The sequence below is a fragment of the Amygdalobacter nucleatus genome (genome assembly GCF_029167365.1).
Taxonomy (GTDB): Bacteria; Bacillota; Clostridia; order Saccharofermentanales; family Fastidiosipilaceae; genus Amygdalobacter; species Amygdalobacter nucleatus.
In genome coordinates, this window is the sequence record NZ_JARFNM010000001.1 from 1,423,089 (window position 1) to 1,437,821 (window position 14,733).

At 36.8% G+C, this 14,733-nt stretch carries 18 protein-coding genes; 5 read left to right on the forward strand and 13 right to left on the reverse strand.

What is annotated here, in order from left to right:
- The first annotated feature begins 143 nt into the window (after window positions 1-143).
- Both PYS62_RS06440 and PYS62_RS06445 read left to right on the forward strand, forming a co-directional pair.
- Window positions 144-488, forward strand: coding sequence for a helix-turn-helix domain-containing protein (locus PYS62_RS06440; protein ID WP_066713691.1), 345 nt, complete (start codon window positions 144-146; stop codon window positions 486-488).
- A gap of 35 nt (window positions 489-523) precedes the next feature.
- Window positions 524-1,084 carry an IS1634 family transposase gene (locus PYS62_RS06445; RefSeq protein ID WP_452038990.1) on the forward strand — a complete coding sequence of 187 codons (561 nt, stop codon included), beginning with the start codon at window positions 524-526 and terminating at the stop codon, window positions 1,082-1,084.
- Between the two features lie 340 nt (window positions 1,085-1,424).
- On the opposite strand, the gene PYS62_RS06450 is transcribed toward PYS62_RS06445, so the two are convergent.
- From PYS62_RS06450 to PYS62_RS06460, 3 genes are all read right to left on the reverse strand, one after another.
- Complete coding sequence (locus PYS62_RS06450; protein WP_066714587.1) at window positions 1,425-2,084, reverse strand: ABC transporter ATP-binding protein; 660 nt, start codon at window positions 2,082-2,084, stop codon at window positions 1,425-1,427.
- A 155-nt stretch (window positions 2,085-2,239) separates the two neighbouring features.
- The gene (locus tag PYS62_RS06455; protein ID WP_066714588.1) at window positions 2,240-2,959 is read right to left on the reverse strand and encodes a hypothetical protein; all 720 of its coding nucleotides are present in this window, start codon (window positions 2,957-2,959) and stop codon (window positions 2,240-2,242) included.
- Window positions 2,960-3,081: 122 nt separating this feature from the next.
- Window positions 3,082-3,807 (reverse strand): YaaA family protein, encoded by a 726-nt coding sequence (locus PYS62_RS06460; protein ID WP_066714589.1) that lies wholly within the window; start codon window positions 3,805-3,807, stop codon window positions 3,082-3,084.
- 292 nt (window positions 3,808-4,099) lie between these two features.
- Here PYS62_RS06460 and PYS62_RS06465 point away from each other — a divergent pair, with 292 nt between their 5' ends.
- On the forward strand, window positions 4,100-5,470 hold the full coding sequence (locus PYS62_RS06465; RefSeq protein WP_066714593.1) for an FAD-dependent oxidoreductase: 1,371 nt from the start codon (window positions 4,100-4,102) through the stop codon (window positions 5,468-5,470).
- 195 nt (window positions 5,471-5,665) lie between these two features.
- On the opposite strand, the gene PYS62_RS06470 is transcribed toward PYS62_RS06465, so the two are convergent.
- The 6 genes from PYS62_RS06470 to PYS62_RS06495 all read right to left on the reverse strand — a co-directional run bounded on the left by PYS62_RS06470 (window position 5,666) and on the right by PYS62_RS06495 (window position 7,621).
- On the reverse strand, window positions 5,666-5,845 hold the full coding sequence (locus PYS62_RS06470) for a type II toxin-antitoxin system RelE family toxin (RefSeq protein ID WP_156422988.1): 180 nt from the start codon (window positions 5,843-5,845) through the stop codon (window positions 5,666-5,668).
- A gap of 69 nt (window positions 5,846-5,914) precedes the next feature.
- Window positions 5,915-6,142, reverse strand: coding sequence for a type II toxin-antitoxin system RelB family antitoxin (gene relB / locus PYS62_RS06475; protein WP_315573619.1), 228 nt, complete (start codon window positions 6,140-6,142; stop codon window positions 5,915-5,917).
- Window positions 6,143-6,343: 201 nt separating this feature from the next.
- Complete coding sequence (locus PYS62_RS06480; protein WP_315574181.1) at window positions 6,344-6,592, reverse strand: hypothetical protein; 249 nt, start codon at window positions 6,590-6,592, stop codon at window positions 6,344-6,346.
- A 105-nt stretch (window positions 6,593-6,697) separates the two neighbouring features.
- Entirely contained in the window at window positions 6,698-7,048 is a 351-nt protein-coding gene (locus PYS62_RS06485) for an ATP-binding protein (protein WP_315574182.1), read from the reverse strand.
- 15 nt (window positions 7,049-7,063) lie between these two features.
- Complete coding sequence (locus tag PYS62_RS06490; RefSeq protein WP_315574183.1) at window positions 7,064-7,288, reverse strand: hypothetical protein; 225 nt, start codon at window positions 7,286-7,288, stop codon at window positions 7,064-7,066.
- An 18-nt stretch (window positions 7,289-7,306) separates the two neighbouring features.
- Window positions 7,307-7,621 (reverse strand): AlbA family DNA-binding domain-containing protein, encoded by a 315-nt coding sequence (locus PYS62_RS06495; protein WP_315574184.1) that lies wholly within the window; start codon window positions 7,619-7,621, stop codon window positions 7,307-7,309.
- 352 nt (window positions 7,622-7,973) lie between these two features.
- Between PYS62_RS06495 and PYS62_RS06500 the strand changes: the two genes are divergently transcribed.
- The gene (locus PYS62_RS06500) at window positions 7,974-9,125 is read left to right on the forward strand and encodes a M20 metallopeptidase family protein (protein ID WP_066714599.1); all 1,152 of its coding nucleotides are present in this window, start codon (window positions 7,974-7,976) and stop codon (window positions 9,123-9,125) included.
- Between the two features lie 173 nt (window positions 9,126-9,298).
- On the opposite strand, the gene PYS62_RS06505 is transcribed toward PYS62_RS06500, so the two are convergent.
- The 4 genes from PYS62_RS06505 to PYS62_RS06520 are packed head-to-tail and all read right to left on the reverse strand — an operon-like array spanning window position 9,299 to window position 13,700.
- Complete coding sequence (locus PYS62_RS06505) at window positions 9,299-10,294, reverse strand: uroporphyrinogen decarboxylase/cobalamine-independent methonine synthase family protein (RefSeq protein WP_066714601.1); 996 nt, start codon at window positions 10,292-10,294, stop codon at window positions 9,299-9,301.
- 47 nt (window positions 10,295-10,341) lie between these two features.
- Window positions 10,342-11,130: an SDR family NAD(P)-dependent oxidoreductase gene (locus tag PYS62_RS06510; protein WP_315574185.1), complete on the reverse strand. Its 789-nt coding sequence runs from the start codon at window positions 11,128-11,130 to the stop codon at window positions 10,342-10,344.
- 25 nt (window positions 11,131-11,155) lie between these two features.
- Entirely contained in the window at window positions 11,156-12,442 is a 1,287-nt protein-coding gene (locus PYS62_RS06515) for a hypothetical protein (RefSeq protein WP_315574186.1), read from the reverse strand.
- Between the two features lie 34 nt (window positions 12,443-12,476).
- A complete protein-coding gene (locus PYS62_RS06520; RefSeq protein WP_066714607.1) occupies window positions 12,477-13,700 on the reverse strand; it encodes a MalY/PatB family protein in 1,224 nt (407 codons plus the stop codon).
- A gap of 273 nt (window positions 13,701-13,973) precedes the next feature.
- On the opposite strand from PYS62_RS06520, the gene PYS62_RS06525 reads away from it, so the two are divergent.
- Complete coding sequence (locus tag PYS62_RS06525; RefSeq protein WP_066714610.1) at window positions 13,974-14,684, forward strand: helix-turn-helix domain-containing protein; 711 nt, start codon at window positions 13,974-13,976, stop codon at window positions 14,682-14,684.
- Window positions 14,685-14,733: the final 49 nt, after the last annotated feature.

Genomic DNA, 14,733 nt, shown 5'->3' on the forward strand with positions numbered 1-14,733 from the left:
ATATGACACAATAAGGAGCAAGCCGTCTCTAAAGGCGGCTTGTTTTTTGGGGCTTGAATTTACACTGTAAGTGCAACGAAAAATAAAAGAAGGTACAAGGCGCTTCTGTTAAAATAAAATAACTCAAACCACAGGTGACAACCATGTACCCATATGCACATCTTACACTAAGTGAGCGAGAAAAGATCCTGTATTTGAAAGCAACAGGCAATAGTATAACAAGCATTGCTAATAAACCAGGGCGAAATAAATTTACCATTTCGAGAGAGCTTAAACGTAACAAATGTACGTTCAGTAACGATTATGGCAACTATCAACCAAGCTTAGCTCAAGCAGCTTACGAGAAACGAAGAAAGCGATGGTCACCAGAAGAAATACAGGGACGTCTAAAATTGGAGAATGATAAATTACAGATAAGCTATCCAAGTATATACAGAGCAATTTATAAGGGCGTATTCAACGCGCAAGAAATAGGTGTACACAGTTAAAGCGTGCTTGTAAGAAGCTTGAACAACCTAGTTCTATTTCTAGAAAACGACCTAATGATCCTTTGCGTTATGTTAAGGATTATTCCATGACTAACGATGGTGAATTAGTAGAAAAGCATGTTTATGCTTTAGATGAGAAAGCTATTTGGGAAGATGCTAAATATGATGGCTTTTACGCTGCTTGCACCAATCTTGATGATGATCCTTGTGAAATTCTCAAAATTAACCATGAAAGATGGCAAATTGAAGATGCTTTTAGAATGCTCAAAACTGAATTTAAGGCTAGACCTGTCTTTTTACAAAATGACGATAGAATCCTTGCTCACTTCCTAACCTGTTTCCTTGCTTTACTGATTTTTAGAATTCTTAAAGCTAAAATTATGCCGCTTGTTCCTACGCTTACTAACAAAAGCTTAATTAACACTTTGAAGATTTTCTCTTTTAAGTCTTATGACGATGCTACTTATGTTCCTTGCTATGATGGAATTAATATTACCGATGCTTTACATGACTTTGCTAATTTTAGAACTGATACGGAATATATTCCTGTTTCATCTATGAAAAATATTTTTTGTATTTCTAAAAAGTCTAAATAATGTACGCACTTTTTAACTTGACTCCTTAAGCTAAGTTTATCCCTAATTTTTGGGGGTATTCCTGAGCTTTTATCTTCTTCCAGCTGTCAAAGATGGGTATTATCACCCATTCCATAATTTGGCTAATTCTCATTCCACGATTTGGCTAATTCTCACTCTGTGATTTGGCTAGTTTCCATTCCATGATTTTGCTAATTGTATAATAAATTAATCAAGCCGTTTTCGATACGATATAACAATAAGCAAGCTATCTTAAGATAGCTTGCTTATTTGTAAGTAAAGGCTTATTAATCCGCACTGCAAAATCAACCTTCTAAGATACAGTCTTTTTTTATTTTCCCTAGTAATCATCAAGGTTTATTATTCTATCGGCCTTACGTGCTATGTCTAGGTCATGGGTAACTAAAACAATTGTCTTGCCCTGCTTATTCAATCGGCGCAGAATGGCAAAAACAATATCGCGGTTAGCAATATCAAGATTGCCCGTTGGTTCATCTGCCAAAATGTATTTGGCATCTTTTAGTAGCAATCTCGCTAAAGCTACTCTTTGTTGCTCACCACCACTCAATTGAAAAATCTTTTTATTCAGCACATTTTCAGGTAATTCTACTTTAGCTAATACTTGCTTTAAATACGCATCTTCATCTTCCTCTTGTCGAGATGTCTTATTAGCCTTATTTACGCTTGAATACTTGCAGGCAATCTCTAAATTTTCCTTGACAGAAAGATCATCAACCAAAGCATAATTTTGGAACAAAAAACTAACTTGTGAGCGATGGTAAAGTAAGCGTTTATGCGCTGAATTATATTTTTCGCCATCAATAAGCACCTGACCAGAATGAGGAAATTCCAATAAGCCGATGATATTAAGTAAAGTTGTTTTACCACTACCACTTTTCCCGACAATTGCGACAAATTCATTATCCTCAATCGTCAATGATAAATTCTCAAAAACCTTTTGCTCACCGTATGATACGCTGATTTTATCTAACTGAATCATACTCACGCAAAGTGGAACTACTCATTCCGCTGATTTATATTTTGCCTAATTTCATCAAGCCTGAAATTTGTGCCGTCTATGCCGCCGAAGCTATAAGCGACACTATCTCAGCACTTGTCACCACTTTAGTCTTCTTCAGATTTTTAAGAAGCGAATTAAAAAATTTGAAGGCATATAAATAGCGGGGTGATTACCACGCTTTTATCCTCATGCGCTTTGCATACGCACCAAGGCTTATCTGTTTGCGTCTCGCTTGGTTCCATAGGCAATATTTTCTTATAGGGATAGTCAGAACTCTTATCATCACCTGTCTTTTTAACCTCAAGCGGATTTAATGTAATGATAGGCTTACTAATATCTGAATAAGAAACGCCATCATCGCTTGTTCTTTCGTCTAATGGTACCAATGCAAAATAAGGTGCACCGCCAGATGGATTATCTTTAGTTTCAAAGCGATACTTGCCAACTTTTAATTTAAGATCATCAATCAACTGTAAAAACTCTTTGCTAATTGTAGCAGACCAAGTCAATTTTCCCGTTTTGTCCTTGAAAACTGTTAATACCTGAATGCATTTTCCATCCACATACATCGGAAACTGCGTATCTATCATCTGATTCGTATCGAGACTATATATTCCATATGGTTCGCCAATCTCTATTTTAGAATGTGCATATGTATCAAGTTCATCTCTACCTAAAAATGAAGTCCAATTAGCTTGAATATATTGAATGATTTCTGCATCATAACTACCTCTTGCTACTTGAAGTTTAGGAACAGCTAAACTTAGTGTATCACTTGCAAATACCAAATTTTTCGTAATAAATACTAAAAGAAAAAACATTACAGCCAATAAATGAATTCTAAATTTCCGCATATGAATTACCGCCTAAAGAACTTCAGTTCTTGCTTTTAATTTAAGCTATTTTTCAAGCAAAATGCATTAGGATCTTTTAAAATTTTGCTAACTTCTTTCACTGTGTTCAAGCTTTATCTCTCCTACATTCGCTTACGCACGTAAACAAATTTATTGGGCGTAGAAAGAGCTTCTTCATAATGATAATCAGCAAATTCAAGTTGCTTGAAGCCATCACGCTCCGTCACATTTTGTAGCGCACAAGCCCGTAAACAAAGGCCACGCGCCTGTTTTAATTGCGTAGAAGATTTGTGTAATTTGCTGTCAGATTTTTCATAGAAATCAAAATCAAGCCAATCATACATGCTAGCTGTCAAAACGCTTGCAAATTCTGAGCTAGCCAAATTGATAACAAGCTCATCTTTCTGCAAAAGCTCATCCCACTTAGCTTGCCAAAAAGCACGCAAACTCATGCCATCAAGCACAAGCTTGCTATTAAAATCTAGTCGATAGGGCTTAATCTGAGCTTGCGGACTAATTGGGCCATATAAAGCAGACAAAATGTAGAGGTATTTGGCTAAATAATTACGCGCCGCAACATCTAAAGTCTCTGCCTCTAATGCTCTATAAGCTACACCTTGATACATATCTAAAGCTGTATAGGTGGCTCCCTTATGCCAGCTTTCTATGTAGGCTTTAACCTTCGCCAAAGCTTTTTCAGATTTTAAGTCAAGCACATTGGCTAACTCTTCGTCAGACAAATTTTCTAGGGCAAAGACCAAACGCATACTATCTGGACTCAATTCCCAATTTTGAGTTGACGCTTCAACGCAATTCAGCTTCTTAGCTGGTGAAAAAATAATATGCATCAAATTCCTCTTTCCGTAAACTATTTACCCTTTTTTCAAGCATAACAAGCAGCAAATACGCTTCACCTTGTGGGCATTTTAGCATATTTAGCAGATTGTGCTCAGCTATTTTTTAGCTCTAACTCTTAGATTTAAGCAGTCACATGCTGAATCAACCACCCAATATATTGTCGATTTCTGACTCAAATCACTAATTAACTACTATGACTTGTGCTTTGTGATACACGTTATTTCGTCTAAGTGCCTCCATCTCTACAATGAAATTATTGAATCTAATTGGAGGTTACAAATTATGAAATATGCTATTGTTGGTACTTCACATACTGGTTATGAGGCTGTCCAAACTATTTTAGAGCGTGAGCCAAAGGCTGAAATTGAATTGTTCGAAGCTGGCAAAACGGCCTCTTTCCTATCATGTGGTATGCAATCTTACCTCGAAAACGAATCAGATTGTCTATGCAAAATCCATTATGCCAATGCCGAATCTTACATTAAGCAAGGCGTTCATATGCATTTGAACAGTGAGGTAAACAATTTCAACGCTGATAAGCACGAATTAACTTATGTTGATGCTCAGGGAGATCATGTCATGAACTATGACAAGTTGATTTTGGGCGTAGGTGCTATTCCAACTCCACTTAATTGCCCTGGCAAAGAATTAAATAATATTCTCTATATGCGCGGCGAAGTTTGGGGTGGCAAAATCAAGGACAGAATGCCAGCTAGCTCCAAAGTTGTTGTAATTGGCGGCGGTTACATTGGCATTGAAGCTGCTGAAGCTTTCGCTAAGGCTGGTAAAGAAGTGACTGTTTTGGATTTCCAAACAAGCATTTTGCCAACTTACCTCGATAAAGAATTTACCGATATTCTCGTTAAGCATGCCAGTGAGCACAATATGACATTCCATGGTGGCGAAGCTGTCAAAGAGTTTAAGGGCGAGAATGGCAACGTTTCAGCTGTCGTTACAGATAAAAACACTTATGCTTGTGATACTGTTGTTATTGCTATCGGTGTAAAGCCAAATACAGCTTGGTTAAATGGTCTTGTTGAGTTAGACAAGCGTGGTTTCATTTTGACTGATGAATATCAACAGACATCTGCTAAGGATGTCTATGCAGCTGGTGATGCTACTTACATTCAATATGCTCCAAATGGCAAAAAAGCTGCTATCGCACTCGCAACCAATGCTAGACGACAAGGTATTGTAGCTGCCCGCAATGCTATGGGTGACAAGGTGCAAGTGCAACCTGTTTCTGGCACATCTGCTTTGGCTTTGTTCGATTATCATTTTGCTTGTTCGGGTATCAGTTCTGCTAACTCAGCTAGCTATGATGGCAAGGTCGAAAGTGTTTATCTTGAGCAAAGAGTCAGACCAACTTTCTTTACAGAGCCTGATACAGCTACCAACACTTTGTACAGCAAGATTTTCTTCGATGCTGAAACTAAGGTTATTTTGGGTGCGCAATTCATGTCCAAGTTGGATATTACGCAATATGCTAATATCATCTCTTTGGCCATCTACAACAAAAACACTTTGGAGGAATTAGGTCAACAGGATTTCTTCTTCCAACCTGAATATGTTGGTCCATGGCACGCTATCTCTGCTATTTCTTTGAAAGCTCTCGGTCATACCTACGGTTCTGACAAGATGTTGTTCATGTAGTTTTGACGATTCTCAAGTTGAAATAGCCATGAGTAACTAACAAAAAGTCGCAAGTTTGCGCCTAAATAGCAAAATCAGGCCCGCTTATTAGTAATAGTAAGCGGGCTTTGCTTGTGTGTTTGCGTTTACCTGAATGATTTTGCCTGGTTAAGGTCGCGTGGCTGAAATAAAACATATGAGGCAAAGATGAACAATTTAATTGTCATAAACATCTCTACGATGACCTATATCTAGTACTAAAATCAATAATGTATGATTTTCGATTAAACAAATAAGTCGATAATCGCCTACTCGATATCGCCAAAGTCCTGCCAAATTACCTGTCAAAGCTTTTCCTTGTAACTTAGGATCATCATATTTCGCTATTTCTTTTATTTTTTAGTAACTCTTAATTGAATCGGTTTATCCAGCTTGTTAAATGCTTTGTCCGCTTTTTCAGAAAATTTAATCTTCCAAGCCATACCGTTGTTCCATTTCCTCTAATGTGTAGGTTTTTAATTTACCTTTGCGATAATCTTCTACATCTTGCAATATACTGTATTCGTACAGTAATTGATCCAATCCACCTTCAATCAATTTGCGTAAATAAAAAGACTTCGTTCTGCCAGTTTCGTCTGCTAATTTTGTCAATTTTTCCGCCACATCATCACTAAGTCTAACTGTTGTAAGCATAAACAAACCTCCTCATCAGGTTATAATTTCCATAATTTAATCTATTGCATTCCATACGCATAAGCGTAATACAAGTATTGTATTAGCATAAACGTATCTCCAATACTACACATTTGCAAGTTCCATCAATTTTGGCAACAGTGGCTACTTAGCGAGTTTCTCGCTTAAATTCCATATTTGCTATTAGAAATTTGTGCCTTGTTACTTAAGTTGATATTTTCGGCTTTTGCCTCGGCCACTTATGTTTATTAAACCCATTTTTGCCATTTGGCGCGTAAGAACATAAGCTCTCGTCTTTTTTATATTAAGTAATTCCTGCAAATCATTGTCAGAAATTTCATCATAGTCGCGCAAATAATCTATAACCATCTGCATCTGTGGAGTTATTTTTGTGCTTGATTTTTCAACTTCTAATTCTGCAATTTCATTCACAACGTGATTTAGATTCATATTTGGCAACACAAGTTTAAACGTATTGTCTGTAACTAAAATTTGAGGCTGAACAGCTTCATCTTTATATAGAGAATAAATTTTGCGAATGCCCGTACCATATGATTAAATTAGACGCAGGCGATGAAAAATAGCGGCTAGTTTGGCATTACGAGGCTGAGAAATACCATTTTTAATATCCTCAGTCGTTATTCCTGGCAATAAGCCGCCCAACGAAATAAACTCCATAGCATTATCATTTACATTGATTATAATACTACCGCTATAGCTATAATCACGATGAATGAGTGCATTTAGCATCGCTTCACGCAAGGCAGATTCTGGATAATCACTATGTTCTACCCGCTCTAATCCTCTAAATGTTGCCATTGTTCGGTTACAAAGTGTCAAGTATTCATAGCTATCATTTAATTGTTTGAAAATAGAGCCACCAAATTCTTTTGCATCCTTGAACATAAGATTATCAGCATCCTAAAATACAGCTATCTTAACTGTGTGTTTACACTGATCAGACAAAATCTCAGCTAAATTAGTATACATACCATCTTTAACATGTCTAAGGCCCAACGCTACAAATTTTTCTTTGGAAAAGTCAACATGATATTTATCGAATGTACATTTCGCTTCTGTAAAAGTTAGTTCTTGCTCAATTGTACGCATTTCTTCAAACGAAGTTCCATCAGTATCTTTAATCATGCGTCGAATCTGTTCTACCTATGCTTGAGCTAATGACGCCCCTTGACGCACATAAACACCACTAGGTTTTAAACCTTTAGTTTTTAAATAATATGGTTTATAGCTACCTTCTTTAACATCAACACGAATCGTTTTGTTTTCTTGGAGTGTATAATGTACAAACATTGTAACGTCTGGAGAAATTGCATCACGAATGCCGTTAGTTAAACGTGTATAAGTTGCATCTACATCATCTATACCAATAGAATTACCATTATTGTCATAACCTATGTATATAACTCCACCATTGGTGTTAGCAAATGCAATAACTTCCTTGTAAACATCATCAACCATTTATGATTTATACTCTATGCATTCGCTTTCATATTGCATAATTTCATCCTCCCAGCACTAATGAGTTTATTATACATAATTTTCAGTTCTTAGAGTGAAATTTTCATTTTTTCACTTTTTTCACTCTATAAAGTGAAAATTCACCGTGCGTAGTGAATTTTCCTTATGCACGATTTATGACTATCAAGTAACCGTAAACATATTGTAGAACTTCAGCATTTTCATATCGTATTTAGAAAGTTTTAATTGCTTTATAAGATCCGCATTGTGCTTTTTTTGCTGTTTGGTGACGAGAAAAGGAGTCTATAGTCTTTCACTATCAGTGATAAAATTAACCAGAAGGAGCAAAAAAATGGCTATTTCAAAAGAATTAAATGATTATGTTGTAGAGATGCGCAGATATTTTCACGCACATCCAGAACTTTCTTGGCAAGAAGTTAAGACCAGCGAAAAAATTCAAGCTGAATTAACTAAAATGGGCATTCCTTTTGTTAAGGGCAAAGGCACAGCTGTTATCGGCACAATTAAAGGTGGTCAGCCTGGTAAGAAATTAGGCATTCGTGCAGATATCGACGCTTTGCCTGTAACGGAGAAAACAGGTTTACCTTTCTCTTCTGAAAATAAAGGTGTAATGCATGCTTGTGGTCACGACTCCCATATTTCCATCCTCTTAGCAACAGCTAAGTACTTGAACGAGCAAAAAGAACAACTAAAAGGTGAAATTATAGTTATCTTCCAACCAGCTGAAGAATTCATTCAAGATTCTGGTGCTAAATATTTAGCTGAAGAACCAAGTATCAAAGAACTTGATAACATCATTGGTTTGCATATTTGGGGTAACCTCGATTGCGGTCAAGCTGCATTACAAACAGGTCCTATCATGGCTTCTGCTGATACATTTGATATTTATGTACAAGGTAAGAACGGTCATGGAGCTTCTCCTCAAATGGCAATTGATCCAATTGTAGCTGGCGCAGAAGTAGTCCAGGCTTTGCAAGCATTAGTAAGCCGTGAGAATGATCCATTAGAGCCAATGGTAATCAGCGTAACAGCTTTCAATTCTGGCAATTCCAAGAATGTTATCCCTGAGACAGCACATCTAGAAGGTACAACTCGTAGTTTCAACAATGCTTTGAGAGATAAATTTGAAGAAAATATTCGTCGCGTATTAGATGGTCTTTCAATGACAACAAGAGCAAAGATTACCTTAGATTATCATGATGGAACTCCTGCTACAGTGAACCATGCTGAACCAGTTAAAATTGGTCAAGAAGTGGCTAAAGAAATCTTCCATGAAGGTCTCGTTACTGATTTCCCACGTGTAATGGGTGGTGAGGATTTCGCTAAGTATTTGACCCATATTCCAGGCTGTTTCATGCTCTTAGGTTGTGCCCCAGCTTCAGGTCATTTTGCTCAGCATGATGAGCATTTCAACTTGGACGAAAGAGCACTTGCGTTAGGCGTTGAGTATTTTGTCAACTACGCTAAAAAGTATTTAGCTTAATTTTACCTAGCCCTGTAACTATCTAATTGCCAAAAAACAAAAAGATGTCCTATCTTAACTGATCTAAACAGGCATAGGACATCTTTTATTTTGTTTATAAAAATCCTCGCTTGCTCAAACTCATAAATCAAGCAAGCGAGGGGTACTACTAAATATCAACTTAATGATTAAAACTATCTAGCAGCGTTTTTAATTACTTCTAAGCGATGTAAATCTTTTGGAGCTGGGATAGTGCAGTCGGCACCAATGATCAAACCTTCGCGGCCATTTTCCTTGATTAATTGCTTTGTATAAGCCTCAAGTTCTTCCAATGAACCAGTATCAATCAATGTACCTTCATTGTTATCAAAGCCACCGCAAACTGAAGCATTAAACATACTTCTGCCATCCTTTAGGCTGATCTTATCAGTATGTGTTGCCCAATTGTAGCATTTGCACTTATACTGCTTGTAGAATTCAACGTTATTGTGATAACGCTCATATCCACAAATATGCAACATGTTGTAATCCCATAACTCATTCATATGATCAAGAATTCTCAAATCACTTGGAACAATCCATTTTTGATGGAACTCTAAGTCAGCCTCTTTATGTTGCAACATTTGAACACTGTAGAAAAGGCCATCTAATTTTGTGTGTTTACGTAATTCTGTTAAAAGCATGATTGTATCATCTTCAACAATCTTCAAAGCACGAAGTGTTTTTTCAGTATGATTAATCATCAAATTCTTATAGGCATCCAAATCACCTAAAGCATATTCAACATACAAACGTAATTGCTGTACAGCACTGAACATCGTATATAACATCAATGTTTGTCCGTCGGTTAAATCATAAACTTTATTAAGCAATTCAATTTGGCCCTGAACCCAAGGATGATCTTTCGTAATATGATGAATCTTGTCTAAGCCTTCTGGTGTATGAACATCATTTTCAACAATTGATGGATGCAAGAAGAAACCATCTGACATAACTTTGATCATATCTGGATCATACTTGCTCAACATTGCTTTTGTTCCATTTACAACCATGTTGATTGTTTCTTCAGGATTTTGATAACCCTTAACATGACCCATAGCTGTTGGAATAAAGTGCCACCAAAAACCTACTGGTGTACGATCGCCTACGCCACCGTCCATAACTTTCATGACTAATTCTTTTTTTTTCATTTTATAATCCCCTGTATCTCTATAGCATAAATTTAATTAGTACTGAACTAATTATTCTTTTTCTTATCGTAGGCAAAAGTAGGATTGAGTGTCATGCTTCTACCACCTGAAACCTCGATTGTTGTAGCTGTCATATAACTAGCTGCAGAAGAAGCCAAAAATACAATTGGCTTTGCAATCTCTTCAGGTTGCGCCATACGATTGAGCAATGTAGCAGCAGCATTACGATTAAGTTCTTCTTGAGAAATAGCTGCCTTAACTAATGGTGTAATTGTAAAGCCTGGCATAATACATGTAACACGTACATTATCAGCACAGAACTCTCCAGCAAATGTATTTGTCAAATTGCAAATAGCTGATTTTAATGGGCCATATAAAGTGCTACGGCCAGCTGAAGCACAACGTGCAGCCAAGGAGCTAACATTAACAATAACACCGCCTTGTTTCTTCAAATAACGGAATGCAGCCTGACAACCATACACAACCGACTTAAAGCATGTATCAACAATGAAATTAACTTCATCGTCTGTATATTCATCGCCAGCACGACGTCCTGTTGTACCTACGTTATTAACCCATACATCCAAGCGACCAAATTTTTCATAAACAGTCTTTGCAAACTGGTAGTTTGGCTCTCTCTTAGACACATCTACCTTTTCAGCATAAACTTCACCATACTTACTTAGCTCTGCAACGGCCTTTTTGAGTTCATTCTCGTCAATTGAGCAAATAGCAACCTTTGCACCTTCTTTTAAGAATGTTTCTGTTGTTGCATAACCAATACCGCTACTACCACCTGTAACAACAACTACTTTGCCTCTCAAACCTAAATCCATTTTATAGCCTCCTTACAATAATATTTTATTTGAAGAATAATGCCATAACAGCACCAGCAATAAATACTGAACCTGATGTTGCACTGACAAAACCAGCAACCAATGTCTTAGGTAACATATGATCTTCCAAAACTTGATATTCTTCATCGGTCTCAGCACAAACTTTTGCAGCTTCAACTGTTAAAGTGTAACTTGCTGGGAAGCCACCTGCAATAGAACCTAATCCTATAGCAAATGACATTGGTACTGACCAACCAAACATCTTACCAACAGGAATTGAGAAAGCAGCAATACCGATTGTGGTCAATACAATCAAAATAGCAAAATCTTTAATCAATTGCACAACAACATCTGGTGTACAGCTGCTCAACTGAGCAAACACAAACATCATAATTATGCTGTAGATAAAGCCCATACTACGTGACTTAACCAAAATATTCTTCTCAGTAAGTCCGAGACTTGTTGCCAAAACGCCCAAAATCAATGCCCAAACGAACTTTGAAACATAGCCACCAGTTAACTTATCTAAATAGCCTGACATAATAGTCAAGATAACCATTGATAACAAATGCGTGAAATCGCTTTTATATTTTTTAGGAACTTGTGGGAAAATGTAATTTTTATTACTTGTATCAGCAGAAGTTGATTGATTACTTACATTAGCTGTCCATTTGCCTTGACGATATTGTTTAAGAACTGAATAGCCTTCTTTCTTCAGGCAAATGCTCGTCAATGGATATCCAACAAAGCCTTGCAAAATATAAACAGCCATAGCCAAGATTGCCAATTTTTCTGTTGGTGCAACAGATTGCATCATCATTGCAGCCACAAATCCACCAGTCAAAGGAGGTGCTGCAATAGCTGCTGTATCACGTCCTAAGATAAAAGTACCTGCTGTCAAAACAATAGCTAGAATACCTAACATGCCAGCTAATGTAACAACAACAGTTTTCCACTGATTTATTAATTCATTCAAATCCAACATTGATCCAAGATGTACAACCATCATCATAACTAAGAATGTTGGTAAATTCTTAGCAACACCACCTTGTTGCAAAATATCTTTAGGTAATATGGTCCAGAAACCAATAACGAATAAGATAGCTGAAATAAACATCGAAGGTACAAAAGCTTTAGTTGCTGTTGAAATCACTTCACCAATTACGACTAATAAAAGCATTGTGAAAAAAGCTGTAGGTACATCCCATTTTGCTTCGCCTATAGCAATTTTATATAAGCCAAAATAAGCGTATGAAATTAACATCAAAGCAACTAGTATATAACCTAGCCATTTTTTATTGTTATTATTCATATTAATTAATCCTTTTCCTATTTAGTTGTTATATCTATTTCTGCTTCTTAGCTGCATGTGCTAAGACAGCTTTCTTCATACGCTCCAATGCTTCTTGCAAAGTCTTTCTTGGCATAGCAAGAGTCAAACGTACATAACCTTTAGCGTTACCAACGAATAATTCATCGCCGCCTTCAAGTAAAACACCTGCTTCATAAGCAAAGAACTTTGGCAAATCTTCCACATCATCCAAATAAGCATTGAGATTTACCCAAGCCAAGTATGTTGCCTTTGGAATTTCAAATTTGGCAAGTGGCAATTCTTTAGCTAAGAAATCACGTACGAGTTCAAAGTTACCATCTAAATAAGTCTTTAGTTGATCCAACCACTCTTCGCCGTAATCATAAGCAGCCTTATGAGCAACAATAGAAATTGGGTTGACGAAAGCAACGTTCTTGTCACGATCTCTGAAAGCTTGACGCAAATTCTCATCACGAATAATGATATTGGAGAATTGCAAACCAGCCATGTTAAATGTCTTACTTGCTGACATACATGTAACTAATTTCTTATAATCAGTTACTTTAGCAAATGGTGTGTGCTTAACGCCTTGACGTAACAAACCGCAGTGAATTTCATCAGAAATCAACCACAAGTCATACTTCTTAGCAATAGCAGCAACACGTTGAAGCTCTTCTGTAGTCCAAACAGTACCCGATGGATTTTGTGGATTGCACCAAATGATTAACTTCATACCAGGTTGGGAAGCTCGTCTCTCTAAATCATCAAAATCTACAGTGAAGCGGCTACCGTCGATGATGAGTGGTGAACATTCATAATCAATCTTGTTGTATACAACAGCCTTTTTGAAGAAACCATAAGCTGGTGTAACCATAAGAGCCTTTTCATTTGGCTTGCAGATTAGTTCTACTAATTGATAAAGAGCAGGGATAACGCCAGTTGAGAAACAGAGCTCTTCGCGTGGTACAGACCAACCATACTTCTTTTCACACCACTTATTCAGTGATTTATGATACTCAGTATCCAATGACATGATTGTATAGCCGAAGATCTTGCGGTTAACACGATCGATGATTGCTTGGCGAATTGGCTCTGCGCAAGCAAACTCCATATCAGCTATCCACATACGAATGAATTCATCATCAGCATAAGGGAATTTCATGTCTGGACCAGCATGGAAAATGAAATCTCTGAATCCATCTGTGTTTATCGAATTCGTATGTTTACGATCGATAATTTCATCAAAATTGTAAGTCATAAGTAATCCTTCCTGTCTGCATACTGTCAGTTAGCAGACTTAACGTATTGAATTGTGTTAATTAATTTATAAACCAATGCACAATCAACATATATTCATTATAATGAGTGGGCTTATTTAGTAAAAAAGCACAAAGTTTCTTTCCTTTTGCTAAAAAAAATAATAAAGTTTCCTCACAGTTGATTTTATGCGGCTTTTTGGCTATACTTGGCACAAAATATGATTTGAATCACATAAATCAGACAAAAATCAATTTGTAGGAGATTTTAGCTTATGCAGGACATCAGTCCAATTATCGGTGAGAATATCCGATTTTATAGAAAGCGCCTACAACTTACGCAAGAAGGTTTAGGCAAATTAATTAATAAGGGCAAGGCCACTGTCGCAAAATATGAAAGTGGCCAAATTATTTTAGACGTACAAACGCTTTACGAAGTGGCCAAGGCACTTTGTGTCAATATGGACCAATTATTGTATGTGCAAGAAGAAACAAAGCCGTTGTTAGTGACTAAGTCTATACCAAATTTTTTCAAAGATGTCAGCAAGCTGTACATTTATTTTTATGATGGGCGTAATAAGTCGCTGAATGAATCGGTTATGTTGATTAGTCCTTTGCCTAGAGAAGATGGAATTTTTGAGGCAAAACTTTTCTTTAACGTTGAGAGTATCGACCGTTATCAGCTTTGTGAATATACCTATGTCGGTAAGCTTGTGCACTACGATGTGATAAGCATTTTCACCTTACAGAATAAAACGATGGATATGGAAGAGCTTAAAATCGTAATTCCAGCTTCTTACAACGACGAAATGGAAAAATTTGCGCATTTCTCTGGCGTTTCTTCGCGCCCTTTGATGCCTGTTACTTTCAAAATTCTCGTCACCAAGCAACAAAAAAAGCACAATGCGGAGCTTATAAAGCAATTAAAACTTTCTAAATACGATATGAAAATGCTGAAGTTCTACAATATGTTCACGGTGACTTGATGTGTCTCGCTAGATGTAGTTTGGTAGCTCATATTTGTTTTGAAATAAC

Coding starts and splice junctions, on each gene's coding strand:
- PYS62_RS06515 (WP_315574186.1), bottom strand. CDS start 12,442: ATGAATAATAACAATAAAAAATGGCTAGGTTATATACTAGTTGCTTTG.
- PYS62_RS06495 (WP_315574184.1), bottom strand. CDS start 7,621: ATGGTTGATGATGTTTACAAGGAAGTTATTGCATTTGCTAACACCAAT.
- PYS62_RS06460 (WP_066714589.1), bottom strand. CDS start 3,807: ATGCATATTATTTTTTCACCAGCTAAGAAGCTGAATTGCGTTGAAGCG.
- PYS62_RS06525 (WP_066714610.1), top strand. CDS start 13,974: ATGCAGGACATCAGTCCAATTATCGGTGAGAATATCCGATTTTATAGA.
- PYS62_RS06465 (WP_066714593.1), top strand. CDS start 4,100: ATGAAATATGCTATTGTTGGTACTTCACATACTGGTTATGAGGCTGTC.
- PYS62_RS06440 (WP_066713691.1), top strand. CDS start 144: ATGTACCCATATGCACATCTTACACTAAGTGAGCGAGAAAAGATCCTG.
- PYS62_RS06480 (WP_315574181.1), bottom strand. CDS start 6,592: ATGAATCTAAATCACGTTGTGAATGAAATTGCAGAATTAGAAGTTGAA.
- PYS62_RS06500 (WP_066714599.1), top strand. CDS start 7,974: ATGGCTATTTCAAAAGAATTAAATGATTATGTTGTAGAGATGCGCAGA.
- PYS62_RS06505 (WP_066714601.1), bottom strand. CDS start 10,294: ATGAAAAAAAAAGAATTAGTCATGAAAGTTATGGACGGTGGCGTAGGC.
- relB (WP_315573619.1), bottom strand. CDS start 6,142: ATGCTTACAACAGTTAGACTTAGTGATGATGTGGCGGAAAAATTGACA.
- PYS62_RS06450 (WP_066714587.1), bottom strand. CDS start 2,084: ATGATTCAGTTAGATAAAATCAGCGTATCATACGGTGAGCAAAAGGTT.
- PYS62_RS06455 (WP_066714588.1), bottom strand. CDS start 2,959: ATGCGGAAATTTAGAATTCATTTATTGGCTGTAATGTTTTTTCTTTTA.
- PYS62_RS06520 (WP_066714607.1), bottom strand. CDS start 13,700: ATGACTTACAATTTTGATGAAATTATCGATCGTAAACATACGAATTCG.
- PYS62_RS06490 (WP_315574183.1), bottom strand. CDS start 7,288: ATGATTAAAGATACTGATGGAACTTCGTTTGAAGAAATGCGTACAATT.
- PYS62_RS06485 (WP_315574182.1), bottom strand. CDS start 7,048: ATGTTCAAGGATGCAAAAGAATTTGGTGGCTCTATTTTCAAACAATTA.
- PYS62_RS06510 (WP_315574185.1), bottom strand. CDS start 11,130: ATGGATTTAGGTTTGAGAGGCAAAGTAGTTGTTGTTACAGGTGGTAGT.